This is a genomic window from Rudaea sp. 3F27F6 (assembly GCF_005503555.1).
Lineage (GTDB): Bacteria > Pseudomonadota > Gammaproteobacteria > Xanthomonadales > Rhodanobacteraceae > Rudaea.
This window is the reverse complement of sequence record NZ_SCNG01000007.1, coordinates 160,615-183,100: the sequence shown is the minus strand read 5'-3', so window position 1 is coordinate 183,100 and position 22,486 is coordinate 160,615. Positions and strand designations below refer to the sequence as shown.

At 62.0% G+C, this 22,486-nt stretch carries 23 protein-coding genes; 15 read left to right on the top strand and 8 right to left on the bottom strand.

Going from position 1 to position 22,486, the window contains the following annotated elements; genetic code table 11:
- The first annotated feature begins 12 nt into the window (after window positions 1-12).
- From FFS30_RS22150 to FFS30_RS22140, 3 genes are all read left to right on the top strand, one after another.
- Window positions 13-408: a hypothetical protein gene (locus tag FFS30_RS22150; RefSeq protein ID WP_137915375.1), complete on the top strand. Its 396-nt coding sequence runs from the start codon at window positions 13-15 to the stop codon at window positions 406-408.
- Between the two features lie 126 nt (window positions 409-534).
- Window positions 535-882 (top strand): hypothetical protein, encoded by a 348-nt coding sequence (locus FFS30_RS22145; protein WP_137915374.1) that lies wholly within the window; start codon window positions 535-537, stop codon window positions 880-882.
- 214 nt (window positions 883-1,096) lie between these two features.
- Complete coding sequence (locus FFS30_RS22140; RefSeq protein ID WP_137915373.1) at window positions 1,097-1,447, top strand: hypothetical protein; 351 nt, start codon at window positions 1,097-1,099, stop codon at window positions 1,445-1,447.
- Window positions 1,448-1,528: 81 nt separating this feature from the next.
- Here FFS30_RS22140 and merR read toward each other — a convergent pair whose 3' ends face one another.
- Window positions 1,529-1,930 carry an Hg(II)-responsive transcriptional regulator gene (merR, locus tag FFS30_RS22135; RefSeq protein WP_137915372.1) on the bottom strand — a complete coding sequence of 134 codons (402 nt, stop codon included), beginning with the start codon at window positions 1,928-1,930 and terminating at the stop codon, window positions 1,529-1,531.
- 42 nt (window positions 1,931-1,972) lie between these two features.
- Between merR and merT the strand changes: the two genes are divergently transcribed.
- From merT to FFS30_RS24375, 3 genes are read left to right on the top strand one after another with little or no spacing between them, the layout of a single operon-like run.
- Window positions 1,973-2,335, top strand: a complete 363-nt coding sequence (gene merT, locus FFS30_RS22130; RefSeq protein ID WP_137915371.1) for a mercuric ion transporter MerT — start codon at window positions 1,973-1,975, stop codon at window positions 2,333-2,335.
- A 13-nt stretch (window positions 2,336-2,348) separates the two neighbouring features.
- On the top strand, window positions 2,349-2,636 hold the full coding sequence (merP, locus tag FFS30_RS22125; RefSeq protein WP_137915370.1) for a mercury resistance system periplasmic binding protein MerP: 288 nt from the start codon (window positions 2,349-2,351) through the stop codon (window positions 2,634-2,636).
- Window positions 2,633-2,866 carry a GDCCVxC domain-containing (seleno)protein gene (locus FFS30_RS24375; RefSeq protein ID WP_137915369.1) on the top strand — a complete coding sequence of 78 codons (234 nt, stop codon included), beginning with the start codon at window positions 2,633-2,635 and terminating at the stop codon, window positions 2,864-2,866. Before merP ends, FFS30_RS24375 begins: the two co-directional genes overlap by 4 nt.
- A gap of 103 nt (window positions 2,867-2,969) precedes the next feature.
- Here FFS30_RS24375 and FFS30_RS22115 read toward each other — a convergent pair whose 3' ends face one another.
- Window positions 2,970-4,286 (bottom strand): type II restriction endonuclease, encoded by a 1,317-nt coding sequence (locus FFS30_RS22115; protein WP_249352591.1) that lies wholly within the window; start codon window positions 4,284-4,286, stop codon window positions 2,970-2,972.
- A gap of 455 nt (window positions 4,287-4,741) precedes the next feature.
- Here FFS30_RS22115 and FFS30_RS22110 point away from each other — a divergent pair, with 455 nt between their 5' ends.
- Window positions 4,742-5,596 (top strand): trypsin-like serine protease, encoded by an 855-nt coding sequence (locus FFS30_RS22110; protein ID WP_137915368.1) that lies wholly within the window; start codon window positions 4,742-4,744, stop codon window positions 5,594-5,596.
- Window positions 5,597-5,817: 221 nt separating this feature from the next.
- On the opposite strand, the gene FFS30_RS24485 is transcribed toward FFS30_RS22110, so the two are convergent.
- The 6 genes from FFS30_RS24485 to FFS30_RS22080 form a co-directional block, all read right to left on the bottom strand.
- Complete coding sequence (locus FFS30_RS24485) at window positions 5,818-5,943, bottom strand: hypothetical protein (RefSeq protein WP_283235239.1); 126 nt, start codon at window positions 5,941-5,943, stop codon at window positions 5,818-5,820.
- A 32-nt stretch (window positions 5,944-5,975) separates the two neighbouring features.
- Window positions 5,976-6,464 carry a nuclear transport factor 2 family protein gene (locus tag FFS30_RS22105; RefSeq protein ID WP_137915367.1) on the bottom strand — a complete coding sequence of 163 codons (489 nt, stop codon included), beginning with the start codon at window positions 6,462-6,464 and terminating at the stop codon, window positions 5,976-5,978.
- 27 nt (window positions 6,465-6,491) lie between these two features.
- Window positions 6,492-7,283: a cytochrome c gene (locus FFS30_RS22100; protein WP_137915366.1), complete on the bottom strand. Its 792-nt coding sequence runs from the start codon at window positions 7,281-7,283 to the stop codon at window positions 6,492-6,494.
- A 12-nt stretch (window positions 7,284-7,295) separates the two neighbouring features.
- Window positions 7,296-8,399, bottom strand: a complete 1,104-nt coding sequence (locus tag FFS30_RS22095) for a copper resistance protein B (RefSeq protein ID WP_137915365.1) — start codon at window positions 8,397-8,399, stop codon at window positions 7,296-7,298.
- Window positions 8,396-10,297 carry a copper resistance system multicopper oxidase gene (locus tag FFS30_RS22090; protein ID WP_137915364.1) on the bottom strand — a complete coding sequence of 634 codons (1,902 nt, stop codon included), beginning with the start codon at window positions 10,295-10,297 and terminating at the stop codon, window positions 8,396-8,398. The genes FFS30_RS22095 and FFS30_RS22090 overlap by 4 nt, the downstream gene beginning before the upstream one ends.
- Window positions 10,298-10,870: 573 nt before the next feature.
- A complete protein-coding gene (locus tag FFS30_RS22080; protein ID WP_249352590.1) occupies window positions 10,871-13,309 on the bottom strand; it encodes a TonB-dependent receptor in 2,439 nt (812 codons plus the stop codon).
- Window positions 13,310-13,440: 131 nt separating this feature from the next.
- On the opposite strand from FFS30_RS22080, the gene FFS30_RS22075 reads away from it, so the two are divergent.
- The 8 genes from FFS30_RS22075 (at window position 13,441) to FFS30_RS22040 (ending at window position 22,448) form a co-directional block, all read left to right on the top strand.
- Window positions 13,441-14,325, top strand: coding sequence for a LysR family transcriptional regulator (locus FFS30_RS22075; RefSeq protein WP_137915362.1), 885 nt, complete (start codon window positions 13,441-13,443; stop codon window positions 14,323-14,325).
- Between the two features lie 117 nt (window positions 14,326-14,442).
- On the top strand, window positions 14,443-15,573 hold the full coding sequence (locus tag FFS30_RS22070) for a PLP-dependent transferase (RefSeq protein ID WP_137915361.1): 1,131 nt from the start codon (window positions 14,443-14,445) through the stop codon (window positions 15,571-15,573).
- Between the two features lie 13 nt (window positions 15,574-15,586).
- Window positions 15,587-16,513 carry a transporter substrate-binding domain-containing protein gene (locus FFS30_RS22065; protein ID WP_137915360.1) on the top strand — a complete coding sequence of 309 codons (927 nt, stop codon included), beginning with the start codon at window positions 15,587-15,589 and terminating at the stop codon, window positions 16,511-16,513.
- Between the two features lie 4 nt (window positions 16,514-16,517).
- Entirely contained in the window at window positions 16,518-17,252 is a 735-nt protein-coding gene (locus FFS30_RS22060; protein ID WP_137915359.1) for an amino acid ABC transporter permease, read from the top strand.
- The gene (locus FFS30_RS22055) at window positions 17,249-17,944 is read left to right on the top strand and encodes an amino acid ABC transporter permease (protein WP_137915358.1); all 696 of its coding nucleotides are present in this window, start codon (window positions 17,249-17,251) and stop codon (window positions 17,942-17,944) included. The genes FFS30_RS22060 and FFS30_RS22055 overlap by 4 nt, the downstream gene beginning before the upstream one ends.
- Before the next feature lie 23 nt (window positions 17,945-17,967).
- Window positions 17,968-18,711 (top strand): amino acid ABC transporter ATP-binding protein, encoded by a 744-nt coding sequence (locus FFS30_RS22050; RefSeq protein WP_137915357.1) that lies wholly within the window; start codon window positions 17,968-17,970, stop codon window positions 18,709-18,711.
- A 46-nt stretch (window positions 18,712-18,757) separates the two neighbouring features.
- Window positions 18,758-19,183: a hypothetical protein gene (locus FFS30_RS22045; protein ID WP_137915356.1), complete on the top strand. Its 426-nt coding sequence runs from the start codon at window positions 18,758-18,760 to the stop codon at window positions 19,181-19,183.
- A 436-nt stretch (window positions 19,184-19,619) separates the two neighbouring features.
- Window positions 19,620-22,448, top strand: a complete 2,829-nt coding sequence (locus FFS30_RS22040; protein WP_212742547.1) for a TonB-dependent receptor — start codon at window positions 19,620-19,622, stop codon at window positions 22,446-22,448.
- Window positions 22,449-22,486 lie beyond the last annotated feature (38 nt).

The following is a 22,486-nucleotide window of genomic DNA, read 5'->3' as shown; positions in this document are numbered from 1 at the left end:
AGGCCACCATCCATGTTTTTCAGCCGCCGCTCCATCGCCCAACACGCCGTGCGCCGCCTGCTGCGCCATCGCCTTGCCGTGGTGTGGGTTGCAGTGGTCGCCTTGTTCTTCTGCCAGTTCACCGTGGCCGGTGGTCTTTGCGTGGCAATGTCCTCTGGCGACCCAGCTATGGCGATGACCGATCATGCCGGAAGCATGAAGCACGCAGGCGCCGATTGCCACGATGGCCACTGCGCTGCCACCTTGCAGGCAAAGCACATGGACGACGCCTCGGCGAAGCTTCTGCCGCTGGAGGCGGAATCGTTTGTCGTCGTCCGTACGCTCGGCGCAGCCTCCCTGGCCTTGCCGCTCGTCGATGGTGACGCGCCTTTGCGACCACCGCATTTCCTCGGTCGCCTCCTGATTTAGCCGTTCCTTCACGCGCAATGCGTGCCTGAGTACAGATTCAGGCGTCGTGTCCCTGCGCGTAACAGCGCGAACGCAAATCTATTTTCCGGCGGCATACGCCGGGCAATCCATCATCAGGAGTCCGTCATGTCTACGTTCAAGCTCAACTCGATTGTCCTCGCTTCCGCCCTTACCTTGACCGGTGCACTGCCGGCGCACGCTGTCGACACGCGCGGGCACATCGTTGCCGTCGACCACGGCCAGGCCGAGATCCAACTGCGCAACAATGTGCCAGCGGTCGAGGGCGCGATATACAAGGTCACTCACTACCGTGCAGGTCCTCCCAAAGACCCCACATCGAACGTCTACCTGTATGCCGGCCGCTTGCGGGTGACCATGCCGATGGCCAATGGCCGAGCTCATGCGCAAATACTTGATGGCACACCAAGGCCCGGTGACTCGATATATGAAGAGGATGCAGCAGCGCAGAAGTGACGCGATGTTGCGAACGGAGGGCGCAAGCCGCGCGCCCTCCGTGGCCGTACTTCACTCGGCGCACGGGGTGCACAAGTAGGTAAGGCTGCGTGAGCTCACCAGTGGTGACTACACCTTCGCAGGCGACGCGAGTTTGGGTTCTCACGGTAAACACGCCCCGACCGTCTATTTTACGGGCGGTCTGTCATTCCCTTTCAAGTTCGAGGAGTCGATCATGAAAATCCACCCTACAAACATTCTCGTCCTAATGACAGCCCTGATGGGCTTCAGTTGGGGTGCCTTCGCACAAGAACCGGATCCCGGCCTGGATGGACGCGTGCAACGCGTACAAGGTCGTGCTTTGGAACTCTGTTTCACGGCGTCGCCGGCGCCGCAAATTGGCAGTGAAGTCGAAATTCTGGGCACGAGCTACGTCACTCTCAACAAAGCGTTCGTCCGTGAAGTGTATCGGCCGGAAGGCCGCGCGAAAGTCATGGCATTCGGACAGCCTTCCTGTGTCGCCGCCAACTTGATCGAGGGTCAGGCTCTACGAGGCTGGCACGCGCGTGCGCTCGGCGCCCACTGAAATTGCTCTGGGTCAACGAAGCTCGCCTGTTGGGCTTCGTTAGCCGCCTGTCGGCTAACGCGTCGAATCGTTCCGGGCAGATCACTTGAAGGATGCGATCAATGGACACGTTATGGTGCCGTGGGTTGCATCGCATCGCGCGACCAACCGCTTAAGCGCCGCTTCCATACGCCGGAGGTCGGCCAGCTTTCCGCGCATGTCGTCAAGCTTGTGAGCCGCGATACGGCGTGCATCGCGGCAATGTGTGCCATCGTCGAGCGAGAGCAACTCCGCGATTTCGTTGAGGCTGAATCCCAGTCGTTGCGCGGACTTGATGAAACGCACCCGCGCCAGCTCGGCATGGCCATAGCGGCGGATGCCGCCGGGAGGGCGTGCCGGCTCCGCCATCAAACCTTTGCGCTGATAGAAGCGGATGGTCTCGATATTCACCGCTGCGGTTTCAGCGAGGGCGCCGATGCTCAGGTTGTCGCGAGGGCGACTCATAGGGCTTGACTCCGTACTTTGGTACGGCCGTAAATTTAATTCATGAGCCGATCGAAGACCAGCGATTCCCAGGGCGCCGCAGCCTTGTGGCTTGGCGGTCTCGCCGCCGTACTCGCCTCGAGCTGCTGCCTGGGGCCACTCGTGCTGTTGTCCTTGGGGGTCTCCGGCGCATGGATCGGCAACCTGACCCGGCTCGAACCGTATCGCCCCATTTTTCTTGGCGTAGCGCTACTGGCCTTGATCATCGCCGCTCGGTACCTCTGGCGGCCGGCATCCCGTTGCGAGCCTGGCGCCGTCTGTGCGGCCCCGGCGGCACAGCTCGCGTACCGTGCCCTGTTTGTTGTGGTTGCCGTGCTGGTTCTGATCGCGTTCGCCTTTCCGTATGTCGCACCCTGGTTCTATTGAGAGAAGGACTACTATGTTCCTGCGAATCATCGCGGCAGTGAGCACGCTCGTTTTTGTGACGCCGAGCTGGGCCGCACCGCGCACCGTCACTCTGTCCGTGCCCGGCATGGATTGTCCGGCCTGTCCGATCACCATCAAGAAAGCACTGGTCGCCGTGCCGGGGGTCAGTCAGGCGGAAGTGCGTTTCGACAACAAGCAAGCCGTAGTCACGTTCGACGACGCCAAGGCCACGCAAGCCAGGCTGATTCAAGCAACGACCGACGCGGGCTACCCGTCGAAAGTGGTTGAGATCAGACCATGACCGACGTCGTACTGCAGTCGACATTGACTTGCCCGCAGTGTGGCCATGCCGCGATCGAAACGATGCCGACCAATGCCTGCCAGTGGTTCTACGATTGCCGGAGCTGCGGTGCCTTGCTCAAGCCGAAGCCAGGCGATTGCTGCGTATTCTGCTCGTATGGCTCTGTGCCGTGCCCTCCGATTCAAGAGAACGGTAGGGCGAACGCGTGTTGTCCCGGCGAAAGCACGTAAAGTAAGTATCCCCGGCAAAGTCGAGTGGCTTTATTGGGGTGAACCGCTTAAAGCCGCTATTGGGACGAATAAGCCCCGACCGCCAAGCACCCGGCCAGCGCCTCTATCGCAGAGGATGGGCGATTGCGCTGACGCCTTTCAATCCCGTCCCGAAACGGGCAATTGCTTCTCGATGCGTACGCAATTCGCTATAGGGCAGGAAACTCAGATTCAGATCGGTGACGCGATTGAAGGCGGGGCGAGCGAATTGTGCGCGAACGTCTCCCTCGCGCGCATCGGGCGCCACAAGGAAATATGCCTGGGCAGCCTGCTCACGAATCCCGAACGCAAGATCGAGCATTCGAACAATACCCGAATAGATGCTGGTGGTGTGCTCCACCTCAAATGCGGCCTCCACCGTATTGCGCTCCGCGTTGATCCAGAGCACGTCGATCAGCCGGATCGTGTCGGCTGCGGGATGGGCTTCGAGTCCCGCGGGCAGTTCTACGAGACAGTCCTGGCCCAAGGTCGTTTCTCCGTACATCCTGCCGCGGCCGTTCGCGGCGATCCAGACCTTGAAGCCGAGCGCGCGGCCCAAATCCCGAAGCCAGGCCTGGATCTCGGTGTGGGTATGATCGCTTTCGCGCGCCAACGCCAGCGCTTTGGCGCTTGCTGCGCTTTCTTCGCGGACTTGCGCGAGGTCGGCTTGCCAGCGTTCAAGCGCCAAGGCATCTCCATCCACGGGTGGAGCCGTGTAGCGTCCGCTGCCGATATCGAACAGAAACCCGGCTATCGCGCCGAAGTCGTTCGAGAATTGCATTCGATACTGCTGCATCAATGTTTGCATGCCGTGGCGCATTGCGAGATAGGAATCCCATCGCCCCAATTTGACTCGCGCTCCGGTGAGGGTGTTGTAACCGTTGACGATCGCCGTATTGAACGGGGGCACCAGCGTTGGGTGCAGGAAGTACAAGAGATTCGCGCATGCCGGCCCCAAGCCCTTGATGGCATGGCGGTCGAGTGCATGAATCGCATCGATTAGTGCGGTTTCGGCGTCGCAGCACAGACAGGTATTGAGGAACCGGCCGAAGGCCCGCTGATTCTCCGTATTTTCATAGATGTCTGGGATGCGTAATTTGGGTTTCCAAAGGAACGCATGATCCGCGCCACGGAAAATCTGGCGCTGCTCCGCGATCGAACCGACGACGGTTTCAAGTGAAGAGCCCCGGTAAGCGGTACCAAACGTGCCAGCTTCGATTTCGGCAACGACCGCCTCGAGCCCTCGGCGGATCGAACGGAAATTCTTCAGTCGTTCGTCCCACAGGAACCAAGTTCGATAGGCGCCGCCGGAGTCGGTACGCCACCGGTCGAGCAATGCGCCCAGAGCCGGCGTTGGCGTACGGACAGCGTTATCATCAAAGGACGTCGACACGGGCATCATGAGCTGTTTAGTGCAATTGTCATTTTGGCGTCGCGGGCGCGCATCCCGCCACCCGCGAGATCTGCAAAAGACCGCCAGCGCACGACGATATCCTAGTGCGAGCCGAAAATGCTACCTGGATCTTTGCGCACATGACTGCGCATGTAATCGCGCGCCGCATTTCGCATAACGGTGGCAACTCCACCGCCACGCTTCAGGTGAGAAGAGAGCAACTTGGCGGCTAGCCCTTTCTCTGCGCGCGATTATGACGCCACTTTTGTCTTGCCGGGCTCGGCCAGCATGCCGTCGGCATGCGCATCGATTACGATAGCAGGATGGTGTCGCTAGATCTTCATTAGCAGGTCATCCTTGATCTGTGCATCTCCTAGGCTGGGCTTCATCAACCTTCAAAGCATGCTGCACTGCACGTCATAGCCTCTTCATAGTCAATCCGTACCTTGCTGAGATATCCGCACATGGCTCGTCTCGTTTTCCTGTTGTTGCTGGTTCTTTCGTTCTCCGCTGGTGCGGTCGTTATTCGTGACGATGTCGACGACTTGAAGTATCGGGTGCTGGATTCCGAACTGCCCGCGCTTGCCGATATGCCGATTGAGGGTCACGGCCTATTGATCGATCCGCAATGGGTGCTCACCGCCGCACATGCTGTGACATGGCAATCCGGGGGCGTCAACGAAGTGACCATTAATCATGTTTCACGACATGTCGAACGCCTTGTGCTTTATCCGGGATACCAGAAATTGCCTCAAGCGCTAGTTGACGAGGCATTAAAAACTGGCGATGCGACTCCGGTTGTGGCGTTTCTCTCGTCATCGAACGACATCGCTTTGTTGAAATTGAGCGAGCCAATAACAGACGTTGCCCCGGTCGCCATCTACAAAGGAAACGACGAGTCGGGAAAGATCGTGAAGATCGCTGGTAAGGGCGCAACGGGAACGGGGTTACATGGGCAAGACGAGAACGGCGCACACCGCACAGTTCTGCGTCGCGCATTCAACAAGATCACCAACGCTCGAGACCAATGGCTCTGCTACGTATTCGACAAACCCCCGTCAGCCCTGCCGCTAGAGGGTATATCAGGCGATGGAGACAGCGGCGGCCCCGCGCTCATACAAGTCATGGGCCAATGGCGAGTGGCTGGGCTGGCTTCTTGGAAGTATATGAAAGACAAACCCGGTCTTCTTCTCCATCCGGGCTTCTATGGTCAAACCAGCTACAACGTCCGCCTGAGCCACTACGTGAATTGGATTGAGAGCGTCATTCTTGCCGACAAAGCGCACAATGATGTTAGCGCCACGGATGCCAAGAACTGACAAAGCGCTCTAACTCCCGCCTTGGATAGCCGTTCCCTGATCATGCCGAAAGACTGATCATGCTTCACCGGAACTACTGATCAGACCACGCACCCTTGCCATACGGCACGCTGCCACGCTGCTTACCTGCGGCCAAATCGTCGTCGTTGCGCACCTCGACGGTGAATCGATCCGGAGTCCGCAAAGGCACAGGTCGATCTTTTGTGCACGACGACACGGGGCTAATAGACGTCGGCGGTGCCTTCGGCAGTAGGTTCTTCGGCGCTCGTCGAGTCCGTCGCGGTCGCCGTTTCCGGCGACCGCGAACAAACGTTGAGCAGGCAGCCGGCGGTTGCAAACAACGTCACGCAACGGCCAGGCAGGCGCATGACCGTGCGCCTCAGCGTTTGGGCCGCGATGACCAGTGGATGTGGACGATGCGCCAGCCCTGTGACGTGCGTTTGAGCACCATGGTTTCAGTGCTCAGAAAGGTCGTCTTGCCATCCTTCTCGGTGTGCAACTCGCTTTCGCTGCCGACCCAGGCCAGATCGCCTTCGGCTCGCGCCTTGCGCTGCACCGGCTGCACGTGAGCGGTCTTGAGGAACGCGGCGTCGTGACCGGCGTGGCCGCCAAGGTATTCATCGCGCGAGCGTTCGGCGCCGCCGCTCTCGAGGATCAACACATCCTCGGCGAGAAAGGTCCCCGCGCGTTTGAGGTCGCCGTCCTTGAGGGCTGCGGAGAATTGATCTACCACCGTGACGGCCGGTTGTGCCTGCTGAGCGATGTCGTTCACCGCGGTGAGCTCGTGCTTGCCCTCATGGGCAGGGACCCATGTGGGAAGCGCCATCAGCGCGGACAGGCTAAGAGAAGTGATCCAGCGCAAATTCATCGTGCAGTCTCCGGTTGGGTTGAAGGTTCAGTGTTGGTGATCGTGGCTGTCGTCGGCCGGCTTGCCTGGCTGCGGTTTGGCGGCGGGTTTGTCGGTCGGCGCGGGCGCATGCGTGTGTTGCTTGCCGTCGGCGTGCGTGTGCGTCGTGGCGTCGTTTTCGGATTCGGCTTGCATTTCTTCGTGGCGCAGGTCGTTGTGATCGCCGGAATCCTCGTTCTGATGGTCATGGCCCGCTTCTTCGTGGTGGTCCTCGTCACTACCGGCATGGGAATGCCCGCCGGTTTCGCCGCCACCGTGAGAATGGCCGCCACTGCTGGCGACCAGTGCGTCGTACTTGGCCTTGTCCAGCTTGGGCAACTCCTGCAGGAACGCGACCATGTTCCAGATGTACACGTCGTTCATGCTCTTGCCCCAGGCGGGCATACCGCTGGCCTTGATGCCGTGCTTGATCACCCAGAAGGCCTCAGCGGCATCCACGGGCTCTTTCGTAAGGTTCGGCGGTTTGGGATACAGCCCCAGGCTCAGTTCGGTTTCTTCCGCGCCGGGTGACAGGTGGCAGCCGGTGCACATCGAGTTGTAGTTGCCGGAGCCTTGGCGGATACGGGCCGGATCGTTGAGATCCGCCGGCACTTTCGACTCGCCCTTGCGCACGGCGATCGAGCGCTCGCGGGCCGTTTCGAGCAGGGCGTACACCGGCCGCGTGTGCGGATCATCGGCGCCGATGTTGTAGACGCCGGAGTAGACCGCAGCCGCGGCACCGACCGCCGCAAGCGCCACAACGATACCCGCGGCCACCAAAGTTTTGCTGATCGTGCTCATGGCGATTCTCCTCTAGAACCAGATGCGGAAGCCGGCAACGATGCGCGTGTCGTCGACACGGTCAAACTCGTTGCGGCGCAATTCGGCGGTATTGCCGAAAGCACGCTCGCGGACCACGCCGATGTAGGGTGCGAACTGGCGGGTGATTTCGTAGCGCAGCCGCAGCCCCGCCTCGGCCGTGCTCAAACCCGAGCCGATACCTCGAGTGCGATCGGTTTTTCCGTACAGATTGACCTCGACCAACGGCTGCAGCAACAGCCGATTGGTGAGCAGCACGTCGTATTCGGCTTCGATGCGGGCCAAGGTCTGGCCGCGCTCACCGAGGTAGGCGGTCGCTTCGATTTCGAATTTCTGCGGTGCCAATCCCAGGATGCCGATCGCGGCAAAGCTTTGCGAGTCGCCGGGCTTGAAGTCTTGGCGCACGCCGATCACCACGTCCCACCACGTCGAAATGCTGCGTCCGTAGAGCGCCTCCAGATAGGCCGACTCGGTACGGCTGCCCACGCGTTCACCCTCGCTGCGCAGCCACAGACGGTTGAGATCCGTACCGATCCAGCCCAGGCCCTCCCAAGCCACTCCGGTACCCGGATCGGCGTTCCAGGCCTCGAGGCGATTCAGCAGCACATAGCTTTGAATTGCATTGTCCGGCATGGGATGCACGCCTTGCGGCGCCACTGCAGCGGCGCGGTCGGCATCGGTGAGCGGCGGAATCGGCGTGAGCGGCTGCGTCGGCGCGGGTGACTGGCCGTGATCCATGGCGGCGTGATCCATCTGCGACATCGAGGCGTCGGTTTCCGCTTTCGACGCCGGCATGGTGTGTCCCATCGCCGCGTGCTCGTCGGTTTTCGCAGGCGGCGCAGCCGTGCCGTGGCCCATAGCCGCATGGTCCATCGTTTCCTTCGACGTCGTCGGCGCGTGACCGGAATGCGCGTCCGACGGATTCGACGGCGGCCGCTTCTTCTGTGGCTTCTTCGCTTGCGGCTTCGCTGGTTCCGAGGGTGCGGGTGCCGATTCGGGCATCGGCATCGGCATTTGCGAATGATCCATCGTCTGCGCCGCGCCGGTCTGCGCGAACGCCAGCGTCAGCGCGGCGGTGAGAATACGTGGCTGCATCATGATTTCGATTCCTCCACTTTCACCGCACGCATCATCCCCGCCTCCATGTGGTAGAGCAGATGGCAGTGGTAGGCCCAACTGCCCAGCGCATCCGCGCGTACGCGATAGCTGCGTTTGCTGCCCGGCGGCATGTCGACGGTGTGCTTGCGCACCATGAAGTTGCCGGTGTCGTCCTCGACATCGCTCCACATCCCGTGCAGGTGAATCGGGTGCGTCATCATAGTGTCGTTGACGAGCACAATGCGTACGCGCTCGCCGTAGTTCAGCCGCAAGGGTTCGGCGCTGGAGAACTTGATGCCGTTGAACGACCAGGCGAATTTTTCCATGTGGCCGGTCAGATGCAGTTCGATCTCGCGGCCCGGATCGCGCCCATCGGGGTCGGCGAACGCGCTCTTGAGCTTCGCGTAAGTCAGCACGCTGCGTCCGTTGTTGCGCAGCCCGTTGCCCGGATCATCCAGGCGCGACGTGGGCGTCATCGCTTGGTTGTCGACCAACGGGTTGCCGGTCTCGCTGGCCGGGTGCGTTTGCATGCCGCTGCCGTGCTCCATGCCAGGCATCGCGCTCATGTTGTGGCCGGCGTGCGGATCGGTCGGCGTCGCCGAAGGCTTGGCGGCCTGATCGTGCTGCATGCCGGCCATGCCCATGCTGGCGCCGCAACTGCCTTCCATGCCCTTGCTGCCGCTGGACATGTTCATCCCGCCCATCTTCATGCCGCCCATGCTGCCGTGATCCATGCCCATGTCGGCCATCGTCAGAATCGGGCGCGGATCGACGCTCGGCACCGGCGCGCGCAAGCCTTCGCGCGTTGCAAGCGTGCCGCTGACATAACCGGTGCGCCCGGAATCCTGGGCGAAGATCGTGAACGCGTCCTGCCCGGACGGCTCGACGATGACATCGTAGGTCTCCGCCACGGCGATGCGGAACTCGTCAACCGTCACCGGATGCACGTACTGGCCGTCGGCCGCAACCACGGTCATCTTCAGTCCGGGGATGCGCACATCGAAATACGTCATCGCCGAACCGTTGATGAAACGCAGCCGCACTTTTTCGCCGGAGCGGAACAGAGCGGTCCAGTTGCCCAATGCCGTGGTGCCGTTCATCAGGTAGGTGTAGGTGTTGGCGTTGACGTCGGACAGGTCGGTCGGTGTCATCCGCATCTCGCCCCACATCAAGCGGTCCTGCAGCGTCGCCGAGAGGCCATCGCGCTGCGCGTCGCGCAGGAAATCGCCGACGGTGCGCTTGTAGTAGTTGTCGTAGCCGGCCATCTTCTTCAGCCGCGAAAACAGCGCGGCCGAATCCATGTCGGTCCAATCGCTCAACATCACGACGTAGTCGCGATCGTAGGAGAACGGCTCCGGTGCGATCGGGTCGATGATCAACGGGCCATACAGTCCGCCCTGTTCCTGGAATCCCGAATGGCTGTGGTACCAGTAGGTGCCGCCTTGGCGCACCGTGAAGCGATAAGGATAGGTCTCGCCGCGGGCGATGCCGTGAAAGCTCAATCCCGGTACACCGTCCATGTTGGCCGGCACCAGGATGCCATGCCAGTGAATCGAGGTTTCGTGACCGTGGATCGAGCCGGGCGGCAACGCATTGGCCACGCGCAAGTTCACCGTGGTGCCCTCGCGCCAGCGCAATATCGGGGCCGGAATCGAGCCGTTGACGGCGATCGCGGTGCGCGCGCGCCCGGTAAAATTCGCCGGCATCTCGCCGATCGATAGATCGAATTCGGTGCCGGAAAGCACCGTGGACGAATCGGGGCTCTTCAGGGCCCAGCTCATTTTGGGCAGCCAGCCCAGACCGGCGACGGCGCCGCCGGCAGCCAGACCTTGCACGAAGCGGCGCCGCGACAGGTATCGCGGTCCGCCAGCCGGGCCGGCGTGGGAATCAAAAGACATGGTGAACTCCAAGCGTCGGAGAATGCCCCGGTGGGGCATGAACAACATCAAACGGTGCCCAGGAGAGGACACGCACTGCCAACAAGCGCGGAGCGCGCTTGAGAGACGCTTAGCTGATCGGAGGTCGGATCAGATGCGGCAGTGTTGGAGACAGATGTTCGGACGTCGTGAACGGGGTGCTGAGACCGTACACCATGAACGGCGGCACCTGTGCCGGGAACGCCATCGCCCACGCGCTTCCGTGAGCGCAGGCACAGCGGCAAGCCGACGACTTGCAACAATCCGGTACCGAGCGATGATCGTGATGCGTCGCCGACGGATGCTGATGATCCCCGGGAACGGAAGCATCATGATGCTCGCCACAAGGGGGTGCGTGCGTTTCCGAAGCAGCGCCCGCGCGGTCTGCTTCCGAATGCGCCATCTGTACGGACGCCACCGCCGACCCCATCCCATTTAGGACAAGAGCCAGACTCAGCAAAATGCGCAGCGCAATGGCGGAAACGGATTGCATAGGAATCAGAATACTCCGTTCCCGGCCCGAGCGAAAGGTTGGACGACGTCACCCGAATCTTCTCACTGCCAACGGAATTTTACGTTGCCGTACACAAACGCTCCGCCAAAGCCGAGCGGCGACGTATTCGGATAAGGAAGTTGGCCTCCGGTCGAGTTGGCGAACAGGACTTCGTCCGGATAGGTGTTGAACATGTTGTCGACACCCAAGGTGAATTCCCAATTGCCGCGCAAGTAGGTTGCGGAGGCGTCCGTCACCCATTTGCTACCGAAAGTCTGGTCGCGATTGGGCGTCGCAGGTACTTGCCCGACCAACACACTGTGCTTGCCGTAGAGGATCGGGTTGATCATGAAACGCCAGTGGTCGAACTGCCACAGCCCGCTGAGATTGAGTTTGTCCTTCGGGTAGCCGCGCGTGATGCGACCAAGTTCGACTCGGCCGATACGCACAAGGCCAACGAGACCGCCTGCGTCGAGCACCGCAGGATTCGGTGCCACGCGGCGCACCTTGGTATCCGTGTAGTTGTAGCCGAAGGTCAGATCGAACGTGCTGTTTTCAAGCTGCCAGCGATAGCTGCCGACCAGGTCAACGCCGCGCGTACGCGTGTCGACGGCATTGGTGAAATAGCGGCCGCCGTTGACACCGGGAAATCCACGCGCAGCAAGAAACTTGGCCACGGCGGTGCCGGTCATGTCCTCCGAGAGGGTGATGCGATCATCGACGTCGATCTGATAGGCATCGATCGTCAGACTCAGATCCTCGACCGGCCGCAGTACCGTGCCAACGCTGTAGTTGAGTGATTTTTCCGGCCGCAATGGCTCGGCCCCCAGCGCCTTGGCAACGGGGTCGGCAGTCGCGAACGTGCGCACTGAGAACGGCACGCCTCCGATGAAATTGGTTGCCGTGGATTGAAAGTGCTGCTGCTGCAGGGAAGGCGCGCGAAAGCCGCTGGACACCGTGGCGCGAAATGCCACCGCGTCGTTGACGGCATAGCGCGCGGACAGCTTGCCGGAGGTCGTCGAACCGAAGTCGCTGTAGTCCTCGTAGCGCGCTGCCACACCCGCGGAGAGCTTGTCGCTAAGGTCCGCCTCGAAATCCGCGTACAAGGAAGTGTTGTTGCGATTGTACGAACCGGAGTCTTCGGGGCGATAGCCGGCAGAGAGTTGTGTGCCCACGTAGTAGTTGCCGTCGGGCGCAATCACGCCGCCGTTGACGTAGGATGCGCGTTCACCCGGCGATTGGTTGAATTTTTCATCGCGGTATTCCGCGCCAATTGCCATTGTCAGGGGGTATGGCAGCCAGCTGACCTCCACGGCCCGGCTCAAATCGGCATTGAGCACGTTCTGCGTTTTCTCCAATGCGCCTCCGTAAAAGGAGGTGGGTGAGGCGGTGCCGAGGCTGCGGTTGAGATTGTTGCGGAAGTTCTCGGTCAGGTGGTTGTAGCCGTAGTTGTAGCTGAGATCCCATTTCCATCCGCTCGCCAGCGTGCCGTGCAGACCGGCGACGAGAGCGTGGTCCTGGGAGAGAAATTTTGCTTGCGGCAGATAACCGTTGGGGTAGATCTCGGGGACGTTGCGCGGGTCCGTCGCGCTGCGAAAGAACCCGTTGGTCAGGACGTCGCGATTGCTCGCCGTGCCGAAGGCATAGGCGTCGATCGCTTCGCTGAATCGGTAGTTGCCGTTGAGCGAAACCGCGCCGAGCTTGACCTGGGGCTCTCCCGAGCGCTGCACGACCTGGCCCGACGGCGGGCTGGTCAGCGTGCGTGTGCCGGTAAACGGCCGCGCCCGGTTCGTCGTGTCATTGTCGCTGAGCTGGCCGGCAACATGCACGGACCCTGCCTCGCCAAGTTTGAAGCCGGCGTCGCCATCGATCTGCTCTTGTTCACCATCGCCAGCGCTGTACTTGCCGTAGCGCGCCTCCACGGAACCGCCGTGATCGCTGCCTTTGAGCACGATGTTGATGACGCCGGCGATCGCATCGGAGCCGTATTGCGCGGATGCACCGTCGCGCAAGACCTCCACGCGCTCGATCGCAGCGATTGGAATCGCGTTGAGGTCCGCGGGCGCCGATCCACGTCCCTGTACCCCGCTGATGTTGATCTGTGCCGAGGTGTGGCGGCGCTTGCCGTTGACCAGAACCAGCGTCTGGTCCGGCGACAGTCCACGCAGTTGCATCGGCCGCACGGCATCGGTGCCTTCGGTGCCGAGCGCGGAACGCGGGTAGTTCAGCGACGGCAAGGCACGTGTCAACGCCGTAGCAAGGTCACTCGTGCCGGTGCTTTGCAGTATTTCCGGCGTGATGACGTCGATCGGCGATATCGATTCGGCGACGGTGCGATCGCTCACGCGCGTGCCGGTGACGATGACGCTGTCGAGTGCGGCGGTCGGCTTGTCCGCCGTCTGGGCTGGCGGATTGGCGGCGTCGGGTGGATTTTGTGCCTGCGCCAGTGCGGATGCAGCCAGCGCCGCGAACGAGGTGAACATGCGGGACTTACGAGCCATTGCCTCTCCCCGAAACGTGATTCGTCGATCAACGGTGCACCGGCGCCTGTGAGGCCGGATTGCAGGGCAGTCTGGCGAAACTCGGCTATTATTCCCAATGCTGAAATGAATCGAATCTATGCACTGCTGATATGAACATTCGCCAGATCGAAGCATTCCGCTACATCATGATGACCGGCACGACAGCGCGTGCCGCCGAGACGATGCACACCTCGCAACCCGCGGTTAGCCGGCTGCTTGCGCAGCTCGAATCGAACCTGCGCATGCGTTTGTTCGAGCGTGAAAAGTCGCGGCTGCGTCCCACACCGGAGGCGAAGCGGCTGTTGGTCGAAGTCGACCGCGCTTTCGCCGGCATGGCGCAGATCCGGGAACGCGCCGAATGGATACGCTCGGGTGCCGGCGGCAGCCTGTTTGTCGCCTGTCTTCCGGCACTCGGCTTCGGCGCGATGCCGCAAATCGTTGCGCGCTTCCGCAAGGAGTTCCCGGACATGGCGGTGCGCCTCGAAGTGCACAGTTCCTCGGAAGTGCGCGATCGCGTCGCCAGCGGGCGTTGCGATCTCGGCTTCGCCGCAGACGAGATCGACACAACGGGCGTGATCGTGCATCCAACCGCCGAGCGCCCGGCCCAGCTTGCGCTGCCCGCGAACCATCCGCTGTGCCGCTACAAAAGCGTGCGCATCGAATTGTTGTGCCGCTACCCCTTCATCGCGCTCTCGCAGACCGACAGCGTGCGCCGGCAATTGGATGCGCTGCTTCGCGCGAAGGAACTGGAATTGCAGATTGCGGTGGAAACCGCCTACTCGCTGACCGTAGCCAATCTGGTCAAGTGCGGTGCCGGCATCGGCCTGGTCAATCCACTCGCGTTGACCGAACAGGACGCCAAGGGACTCGAGCTGCGCCGGATCGATCACAGCATCGTGTTCAAAACCTTGGCGCTGAGCAGTGCGGCCTCGCCGTTGTCGACTCCGGCATTGCGTTTGCTCGAGTTCGTGCGCGAAGCAGTCGGCCGCATCTGAGTGGGTCCGCTACGGTATATCAAGAGTGAATAGGGTCGATTCATCCCGGCATTGGATCATCTACCATACATCGCCCAGACTCCGCTCGCCCCTTGCTTACGGAACAAGCCCTCGCTCATGCCCACACCTCATTTCGAATCACTGACCGTGCCGGTGCATCGCGCTTCGACCCTCGTGTTCGATGACACCGCCTCGTTTTTGGCGCGCAAGACGCAGCTGTTCGACGGCTATTCCTACGGCCTGTACGGCACGCCGACCACACGCGCGCTCGAAGAACGCGTGGCCGCAATTGAAGGTGGCAACCGCAGTGTCGCGGTGCCTTCGGGCCTGGCCGCGATCACACACCCTCTCTTGGCATTGCTCAAGTCCGGAGACCACGTGCTCGCGGCGGATTGCCTATACGGGCCGACGCGCGAGTTCCTGGTCGGAGCGCTCGCGCGGCTCGGTATCGAGACGAGCTTTCTTCCTGCCGCGGCCGAGAGCTTGCAAGGTCATTTGCGAACGAACACGCGCATGGTACTGCTCGAGTCGCCAGGCTATTACACGATGGAGATTCAGGATATTGCACCCATCTCGGCACAAGCCAAGAAGGCGGGTTGCCTGGTCTTGCTCGACAATGCTTGGGGATTCGGCGCGAGCGGCATGTTCGAACAGGGTGTCGACATCGTCGCCACGCCGTTGTCGAAATACGCAAGCGGCCATTCCGACGTGTGCATGGGCGCGATCACCCTGCGCGACGAGGCGTTGTTCCGCCAGATCAAGTCGTTCACAGCCGGCATCGGCGCGGGGGTTTCATCGGACGATGCCTATTTGATCCTGCGCGGTCTCGAGACGCTGCCGCTGCGCCTTGCGGAACACGCGCAGCGCGGGCTGACCGTGTCGCGATGGATGCTGGAGCAAGCGCAGGTTGAACGCGTGCACAACCCGGCCTTGCCGACGGATTCGCAGCATGCGCGCTTCCTGCGCTATTTCCGTTCGGGAAACGGCCTGTTCTCCGTGATCTTCAAGCGCGCGGATTTGGCCGCGTTGAGTGCAATGATCGACGGCTACCGGTACTTTCGCATCGGTGCGAGCTACGGCGGCACGCACAGCCTGGTCGCGATCGCCGACCTAAGCGCGACGCGCTCCCACATCGGGATTGCCGAGGGCAGCTACATCGTGCGCTATCACATCGGCCTCGAACCGCTCGATGCGCTTTTCGACGACTTGCGTGTGGGTTTCGAACGGCTCGATGCGGCCTTGGGTTGAGTCGCGCAGAGACATGATCTCTCACCGCGCGCCCGATTCGTTGTCCACTTGGCGCGCCGCCATTCTCATTGCCGTCATTGCGCTGCTGGTCAGCTGTGGCAAGCCACCGCCGAAGGAGATCAGTACGCTCGACAAGATCCGCACCACCGGCGTGATCACGCTCGGCATCCGCGAGACGTCGGTGCCTTTCAGCTATCTCGACGATGCGCAACAGCAAGCCGGCTATGCTTGGGAAATCGCCAATCGCGTTGCCACTGCTGTGAAGCGCGATCTCAAACTCGATACGCTCGCGATTCACACCTTCGTGGTCACGCCGCAGACGCGGATTCCGCTGGTCGCCAACCAGACCGTCGATCTCGAATGCTCGTCGACCACGCATGATCGCGAGCGCGAGCGCCAAGTCGGATTCTCGTCGTCGTTCTATCTGACCGGGCCGCGCATGCTCGTGCGCCGCGACTCGCCGGTGCGCGACTGGTCCGATCTGCGCGGCAAACGTGCGGTGGTCAGCAGCGGCACGACGGCGGAATTGGCACTGCGCAAGTTGGATCGTGAGCGTGGTCTCGATATCGAGATCATGCTGGCCAAGGATATCGGCGAAAATTTCATGACGGTGGAGACTGGACGTGCCGCAGCGTCGGTGCAGGACGATGTCATCCTGTACAGCAACATCGCACGAGCGCGCGACCCGTCGGCGTGGCAAGTCGTCGGCGCGCCGCTCATGCGCGAGGCCTATGCCTGCATGTTGCGCAAGGGCGATGTGCCGTTCAAACGGCTCGTCGATGCGACGATCGCGGAGATGGCACGCAGCGGCGAGTTGATGCAGTTGTACACGAAATATTTCGCTTCGTCGCTTGCGGTAAAAGGCGGTGTCCGTATTGACCAGCCCCTGTCGGACGACATGCGCGAACTGCTGCGTCAACCGAACGACCGCATCGATTGAATCCATGAACTACGATTGGAGCTGGCGATTCCTGTTCGGTCCCTCGCTGACCGGCGAAGGCTCGTACGTAGTCATGCTGATGCACGGCTTCGGCTGGACGATTCTGATCTCGCTGACGGCGTGGTTGATCGCGCTCGCGTTTGGCATCGCACTTGGTGTCGCGCGCACGCTGCCCCGCGGCGTGTTGCGCCGATTCGCGACGCTGTACGTGCACCTATTTCGCAACACGCCGCTGCTCGTGCAATTGTTTCTGTGGTACTTCGTGCTGCCCGAGTGGCTGCCGAAGGCGTGGGGCGATACGTTGAAGAGCATGAATCTCGTGCTCAATCAGGTGTTGACCGTGCTCCTGTGTCTGAGCCTCTACACCGCGGCGAAGGTCGCCGAGCATGTGCGCGCCGGTATCGCCTCGCTGCCGGCAGGTCAATATCGCGCGGCGCAGGCGCTCGGTTTCGGCGTGATCGCAAGCTATCGCCATGTCGTGCTGCCGCAGGCGTTTCGCATCGCCTTGCCGCCATTGACCTCGGAGTTGATGAACGTGTTCAAGAACTCCGCGGTCGCGATGACGATCGGGCTGATGGAGCTGACCGGAACCAGTCGGCAGGTCAGCGAGTTCAGCGGCCATCCGTTCGAGGCGTTCGCCTTTGCAACGCTCGGCTACATGCTGATCGCGCTCGTCGCCGCGCGCGTAATGCGCGTGATCGAAGCGCGCTCGCGCATTTCAGGCGCGACGCAAACATGAGCTACGCATTCGACTGGTCTTCGATTCCGCGCGCGTGGCCGTTCCTCGCCGATGGCATGGCGGTGACCGCCGTGCTGCTCGCCGTCGGCATGACACTCGGCATCGCGTTCGGTACCGTACTCGCCGTCGTGCGCATCTACGCGCCGCGACCGATCGCGTTGCTCGCGGCAGGCTATGTGAATTTCTTCCGCTCGGTGCCGCTGATCCTGACGATCTTCTGGGTGTTCTTCCTGGTGCCGCCGTTGCTGCGAACCGTCACCGCGAATCCGTATCTGAGCGCCAGCCCGATTTGGTCCGCGCTGGCTGCGTTCGTGCTTGCCGAGGCCGCGTACTACTGCGAGATCGTGCGGGCCGGCATAGGCAGCGTCGGCCCCGGGCAGATGCGTGCGACGCAGGCGCTGGGTTTGAGCCGCATCCAGGCGTTGCGCTACGTGATCGTGCCGCAGGCGCTGCGCAATATGGCGCCGTCGTTGGCGAACCAGACCGTCTCGCTGCTCAAAGACACGCCGCTGGTCTACGTCGTCAGTTTGACCGATTTTCTCGGCGCTGCTGCCGCGATCGGCAATCGCGACGGACGCATCGTGGAGCTGTATGTCTTCGCCGCAGTCGTCTATTTGGCGCTCTGTTCGCTCGGCACTTGGCTCGCCGATCTTCTCCAGGCCCGAAGTCGGCGGCGGATGGCGGCGCAATAATTTTTCGTTATCCAGGAAACGCGATGATCGTTCTCGACAATGTGCGCAAGTGGTACGGTACAACGCCTGTGCTCAACGGCTGCTCGGCACGTATCGCCGCGGGCGAGACGACAGTGATCTGCGGCCCCTCGGGATCGGGCAAATCGACCTTGCTCCGCTGCATCAATGCGCTCGAGTCGATTCAGCAGGGCAGCATCAGCGTCGACGGCGTGGAGGTGACCGCGCCGAAGACCGACCTTTGCGCGCTGCGCGCGCGCGTCGGCATGGTGTTCCAGAGCTTCGAGCTGTTTCCGCACTTGTCCGTGATCGAGAACCTGGCCCTCGCCCAGATCAAGGTGCTTCGCCGCGCGCGCACGGCTGCGCGCGACCGCGCATTGGCCTTGCTCGACCGTGTAGGCCTCGCCGCGCATGCCGAAAAGTATCCCCTGCAGTTGTCGGGCGGGCAGCAGCAGCGCGTCGCTATCGCACGCGCGCTGGCGATGGATCCGCGCTACATGCTGTTCGACGAACCGACCTCGGCACTCGATCCGGAAATGGTCGGTGAGGTGCTCGCGGTGATGCGCCAACTCGCGATGGACGGCATGACGATGGTCATTGTCACCCACGAAATGGAGTTCGCAAGACAGGTTGCGCATCGCATGATCTTCATGGATCAGGGCCAAATCACGGCCGACTGCGGCAAGCAGGCGTTCTTCGATCCCGCGCAACAGTCCGAACGCATCCGCGCGTTCCTGGGCGGTATGGCGCAGCGGCGAATCACTCCGTAGCAATTGCCTCGTTGAGTCTGCGCGGAGTCGGGCGTATGCTTGGATCATGACCGTCACGCTCAGCGCATTGCGTCATCGCCTGCAGAGACGCCGCTCGTTTGCGGTGCTGTGGCTGCTGATCAGCATGTGGGCGGTTGTGCCGCTGTCGCTGCCGGCGAAGCTCGTGACCGCGCAGGCTGCCGCGGGAGCCCAGGCACCAGCAGCGAAAGCGCCGGTGGCGAAGGCCATCGTCACGAAGAAGGCGATCAAGCACGGTCACGACGAAGCGGCCGCGGACTGTGGCGACGACGGCGAATCCTGTTGCAAGGCCGGTGGCGTCTGCAGTTGCGCTGCTGCATGCAGCGCGGTCTTCATGCTTTCTTCGATGCGCAGTTGGACGGTGCTTTCGCCGGCCGTTCACTACTTGGCTGCGGCAACGGTGACGGTGCCCGCGCGCAATCACGGTCCGCCTTTGCGACCGCCGACCGTCTAGTTCCTACTCCCCGCTGTTTCGCCTTCGGCACCGATCGTTGCATCGAGTGCGTGGTTGCGGTCGTTCGCCGCAGTCCAGCCTCGATCGCGGAATTCGTGGAATTTTTAGCGAGCGTGTGAACGCTCGGATGCGGCAGCCTTGCATTGGCTGTTCGACGTCGTCGCCTCACACGCCGCATGGGTAATACGCGCTCGACTCCGAGCGGGTGCGATCGAACCCGAACCGATCCAGCGGGAACTCGTCTGCCGATTGCGGCTGCGTGCTTGTCGTCGCAAAACATGATGCCACGACGAGCGTGTGGCGTATCAGCACAGACGAGCTATTCGATCCATTTCGGCTCGCGCTGACTCTGACGCGCGAGATGCCGGGGAAGCACGGGCGACACAGGAAGTTTGCATCGCACCGTGTTCGCATCTTCCATTTGCTGGGGTCTTTCATGAAAAAAGCATTTGCTCGAAATCACGTCGCCGCGGCGACGTGCGTCCTGTCCGCGTCGATGGAACGGCGCGTCGAATCACAGACCGCGTTCGAACCGGATCGGCTCGCCTCGCGATACGGCATGCAACGTCTTGCGATCTCGATCGCAATGGCCCTTGGCGGCGCGCTGCCCGTTGCCGCGTATGCGCAGTCATCTGAAACCGACGCGGCGAAGCAGAACGCCGCAACGATGGAGACGGTGACCGTCACCGGCAGCCATATCAAGAGCGCGCAGATCTCCGGCGTCGGGCCGATCACGGTCATCGATGCGCAGACGATTCAAAATTCCGGCGCGACATCGGTCGACGTGCTGCTGCAGCGTCTGCCCGCATCGGCCGGCGGTGCTGGCAACCAGACCAACTCGTACTGGACCAGCAACGGTTACGGCACGACCCAGGTCAACCTGCGCGGCCTCGGCATCGACCGCACGCTGGTGCTGCTCAACGGCCGCCGCGTCGTCAACGGCGGCACCGGCGCGAACAGTTCGGTCGATCTCAACATGATTCCGGTCGCGCTGATCGAGCGCATTGAAGTGCTCAAGGACGGCGCCTCGGCGATCTACGGCGCCGATGCGGTCGCCGGCGTGGTCAACATCATCACGAAAAAGAGTCTCGACGGCGGTCAGGCCAGCGTGCGCTACGGCGAAACGTCCAAGGGCGACGGTGCGGATTATGCGGCCGATCTGGTTTGGGGCACCCGCAGCGAGCGCGGCTCGTTGATCGCGGCGCTCGACTACGCCGAGAGCCGGGCGGTCAACATGGCAAGCCGCGCGCCGTGCGGTCTCGGTGAGGTCAACGGCAAGCTGGCGTGCGTCGGAAGTTCCTCCACGATAGGCGGGCGGGCGCGTCTCGCCGATGGCACGATGGTCAACTTCAACCAGGATCCGAACGGCGATCCGCGCGCCTATTTTCCGTACTCGTCCAAATTCAACTACAACTCCAACCCCTCGCTCAATGCGGTCAGCCCGATCAAACGCGTGAGCTTCAGCAGCTTCGGCCATCTCAACATCAACGACGGCGTGAGCCTGTTCACCGAGCTGATGTTCACAAACCGGCGCTCGAACCAACTCGCCACACCCGGCACGCTCGGCATCTATCGCCCGATTGTGATTCCCGCATCGAATCCGATCAACCCGACCGGGCAGAACCTCACCTTGTTGCGCCGTCGCCTTGCCGAAACCGGGCCGCGCCAGTTCTATCAGGAGACGAACACGTTCCGCATCGTCACGGGCCTCGAAGGCAAGCTCGGCACGGGCTGGGACTGGAACGTTGCGCTCAACTGGGGCCGCAATACCGGCGTCGAAGGCTCGACCAACGTCGCCAACCTCGATCGCGTCGACCAAACCTTGAACCCGAGCGTGTGCGGCAACGCTCCGGGCGCGGCGATTCCGTGCGGCAACTACTTGGGCTACGGGAACGTCAGCAAGCAGGTGCTCGACTACATCATGTTCAAGACGCGCGACACCGGCGGCAACGACCAGCGCAGCTTGACCGGCAACCTGACGGGCCAGTTGTTCGACCTGCCCGCCGGTGCGGTCGGCTTCGCGACCGGCGTCGAGATACGCAAGGAAAAAGGCTGGCGCGATCCGGACCAGCTCACCCAAATCGGTGCGGCCAACACCAATATCGCGCAGAGCATCGCGGGCGGATACACGGCGAAGGAAGGCTATGCTGAACTCGCCGTGCCGCTGCTTGCGGAGAAGCCGCTCGTCGACATGCTCACGCTCAGTCTTGCCGGCCGCTATTCAAACTTCGATCTGTTCGGCACCGACTCGACCTACAAGCTCGGCCTTGACTGGCAGCTCATGCCGAGCCTGAAGCTGCGCGCAACGCGCTCGACCGCGTTTCGCGTGCCGAGCGTGCCCGAGCTGTTCGGCGGCGTGGCCGAAGGCAACCTGACCACGACCGATCCCTGCAGCAACTGGAGCACGCTGCCGTCCACTTCGGTGATCTATCAGAACTGCAAGGCTTCGGGCGTGCCAATCGGCTACAAGCAGCTCGGCAACACGATCCTGACCACCGTCGGCGGCAACATCAACTTGCAGCCCGAGGATGCGAAGACGTTGACGGTCGGCGCGGTATGGACGCCGCAGTTCGTGCCCGGCCTCACGATGACGCTCGACTACTACGACATCAAGATCAACAACGCGATCCAGAGCATCGCCGGCTCGACCAAGCTTGCGCTGTGCTACAACACACCGGGCCTGAAGCACCCGTTCTGCAGCGCCGCCAATTTCACCCGCGATCCGCTCGGTGGCGAGATCAATTTTCTCTCTTCGCAGCCCATGAACACGGCCAACGAGAATCTACGCGGCGTCGATTGGGGTGCCCTGTACGAGTTCGAGTTCAACGACTTCAAAGGTTCGCTCGACTGGGACGTCACCTATCTCAATCGCTACGACGTGACGCCGTACCAGGGCGCGGCGAAGATCGAATACGCCGGCAAAATCACCGGCGGCCGCGGCAGCTACACGCATTGGCGTTCGTTCGGCGCGTTGAATCTGGCACGCGGAGCGTGGTCGGGCTCGTACAGCCTGCAATACATCGGCAGGGCCGACGACATCAACGCGGCGCCCGGCGACCTGGGCGATCACGCGCCGGCTGTCACCTACCACAACGTCCAGGCCAAGTACGCGTTCGCCCAATCGTTCGACGTCGCTTTCGGCATCGACAATCTGTTCGACAAAAAGGCGCCGTTCATCCAGAGCTACACGGATGCGAATACCGACACGATGACTTACGACCTGCTCGGGCGGCGTTGGTACGCGAAACTCAACTATCGCTGGTGACGACGCACTCCCATCGGCGCCGCGCTATTTCGCGGCGT

Bases quoted from the DNA above. Each gene is read 5' to 3' on its own strand.
- FFS30_RS22070 (WP_137915361.1), top strand. From the start codon at position 14,443: ATGCCCACACCTCATTTCGAATCACTGACCGTGCCGGTGCATCGCGCT.
- FFS30_RS22140 (WP_137915373.1), top strand. From the start codon at position 1,097: ATGAAAATCCACCCTACAAACATTCTCGTCCTAATGACAGCCCTGATG.
- FFS30_RS22040 (WP_212742547.1), top strand. From the start codon at position 19,620: ATGAAAAAAGCATTTGCTCGAAATCACGTCGCCGCGGCGACGTGCGTC.
- FFS30_RS22150 (WP_137915375.1), top strand. From the start codon at position 13: ATGTTTTTCAGCCGCCGCTCCATCGCCCAACACGCCGTGCGCCGCCTG.
- FFS30_RS22110 (WP_137915368.1), top strand. From the start codon at position 4,742: ATGGCTCGTCTCGTTTTCCTGTTGTTGCTGGTTCTTTCGTTCTCCGCT.
- FFS30_RS22090 (WP_137915364.1), bottom strand. From the start codon at position 10,297: ATGTCTTTTGATTCCCACGCCGGCCCGGCTGGCGGACCGCGATACCTG.
- FFS30_RS22055 (WP_137915358.1), top strand. From the start codon at position 17,249: ATGAGCTACGCATTCGACTGGTCTTCGATTCCGCGCGCGTGGCCGTTC.
- FFS30_RS22075 (WP_137915362.1), top strand. From the start codon at position 13,441: ATGAACATTCGCCAGATCGAAGCATTCCGCTACATCATGATGACCGGC.
- merR (WP_137915372.1), bottom strand. From the start codon at position 1,930: ATGAGTCGCCCTCGCGACAACCTGAGCATCGGCGCCCTCGCTGAAACC.
- FFS30_RS22145 (WP_137915374.1), top strand. From the start codon at position 535: ATGTCTACGTTCAAGCTCAACTCGATTGTCCTCGCTTCCGCCCTTACC.
- FFS30_RS24375 (WP_137915369.1), top strand. From the start codon at position 2,633: ATGACCGACGTCGTACTGCAGTCGACATTGACTTGCCCGCAGTGTGGC.
- merP (WP_137915370.1), top strand. From the start codon at position 2,349: ATGTTCCTGCGAATCATCGCGGCAGTGAGCACGCTCGTTTTTGTGACG.
- FFS30_RS22060 (WP_137915359.1), top strand. From the start codon at position 16,518: ATGAACTACGATTGGAGCTGGCGATTCCTGTTCGGTCCCTCGCTGACC.
- FFS30_RS22100 (WP_137915366.1), bottom strand. From the start codon at position 7,283: ATGAGCACGATCAGCAAAACTTTGGTGGCCGCGGGTATCGTTGTGGCG.
- FFS30_RS22045 (WP_137915356.1), top strand. From the start codon at position 18,758: ATGACCGTCACGCTCAGCGCATTGCGTCATCGCCTGCAGAGACGCCGC.
- FFS30_RS22105 (WP_137915367.1), bottom strand. From the start codon at position 6,464: ATGAATTTGCGCTGGATCACTTCTCTTAGCCTGTCCGCGCTGATGGCG.
- FFS30_RS22080 (WP_249352590.1), bottom strand. From the start codon at position 13,309: ATGGCTCGTAAGTCCCGCATGTTCACCTCGTTCGCGGCGCTGGCTGCA.
- merT (WP_137915371.1), top strand. From the start codon at position 1,973: ATGAGCCGATCGAAGACCAGCGATTCCCAGGGCGCCGCAGCCTTGTGG.
- FFS30_RS22115 (WP_249352591.1), bottom strand. From the start codon at position 4,286: ATGATGCCCGTGTCGACGTCCTTTGATGATAACGCTGTCCGTACGCCA.
- FFS30_RS22050 (WP_137915357.1), top strand. From the start codon at position 17,968: ATGATCGTTCTCGACAATGTGCGCAAGTGGTACGGTACAACGCCTGTG.
- FFS30_RS22065 (WP_137915360.1), top strand. From the start codon at position 15,587: ATGATCTCTCACCGCGCGCCCGATTCGTTGTCCACTTGGCGCGCCGCC.
- FFS30_RS22095 (WP_137915365.1), bottom strand. From the start codon at position 8,399: ATGATGCAGCCACGTATTCTCACCGCCGCGCTGACGCTGGCGTTCGCG.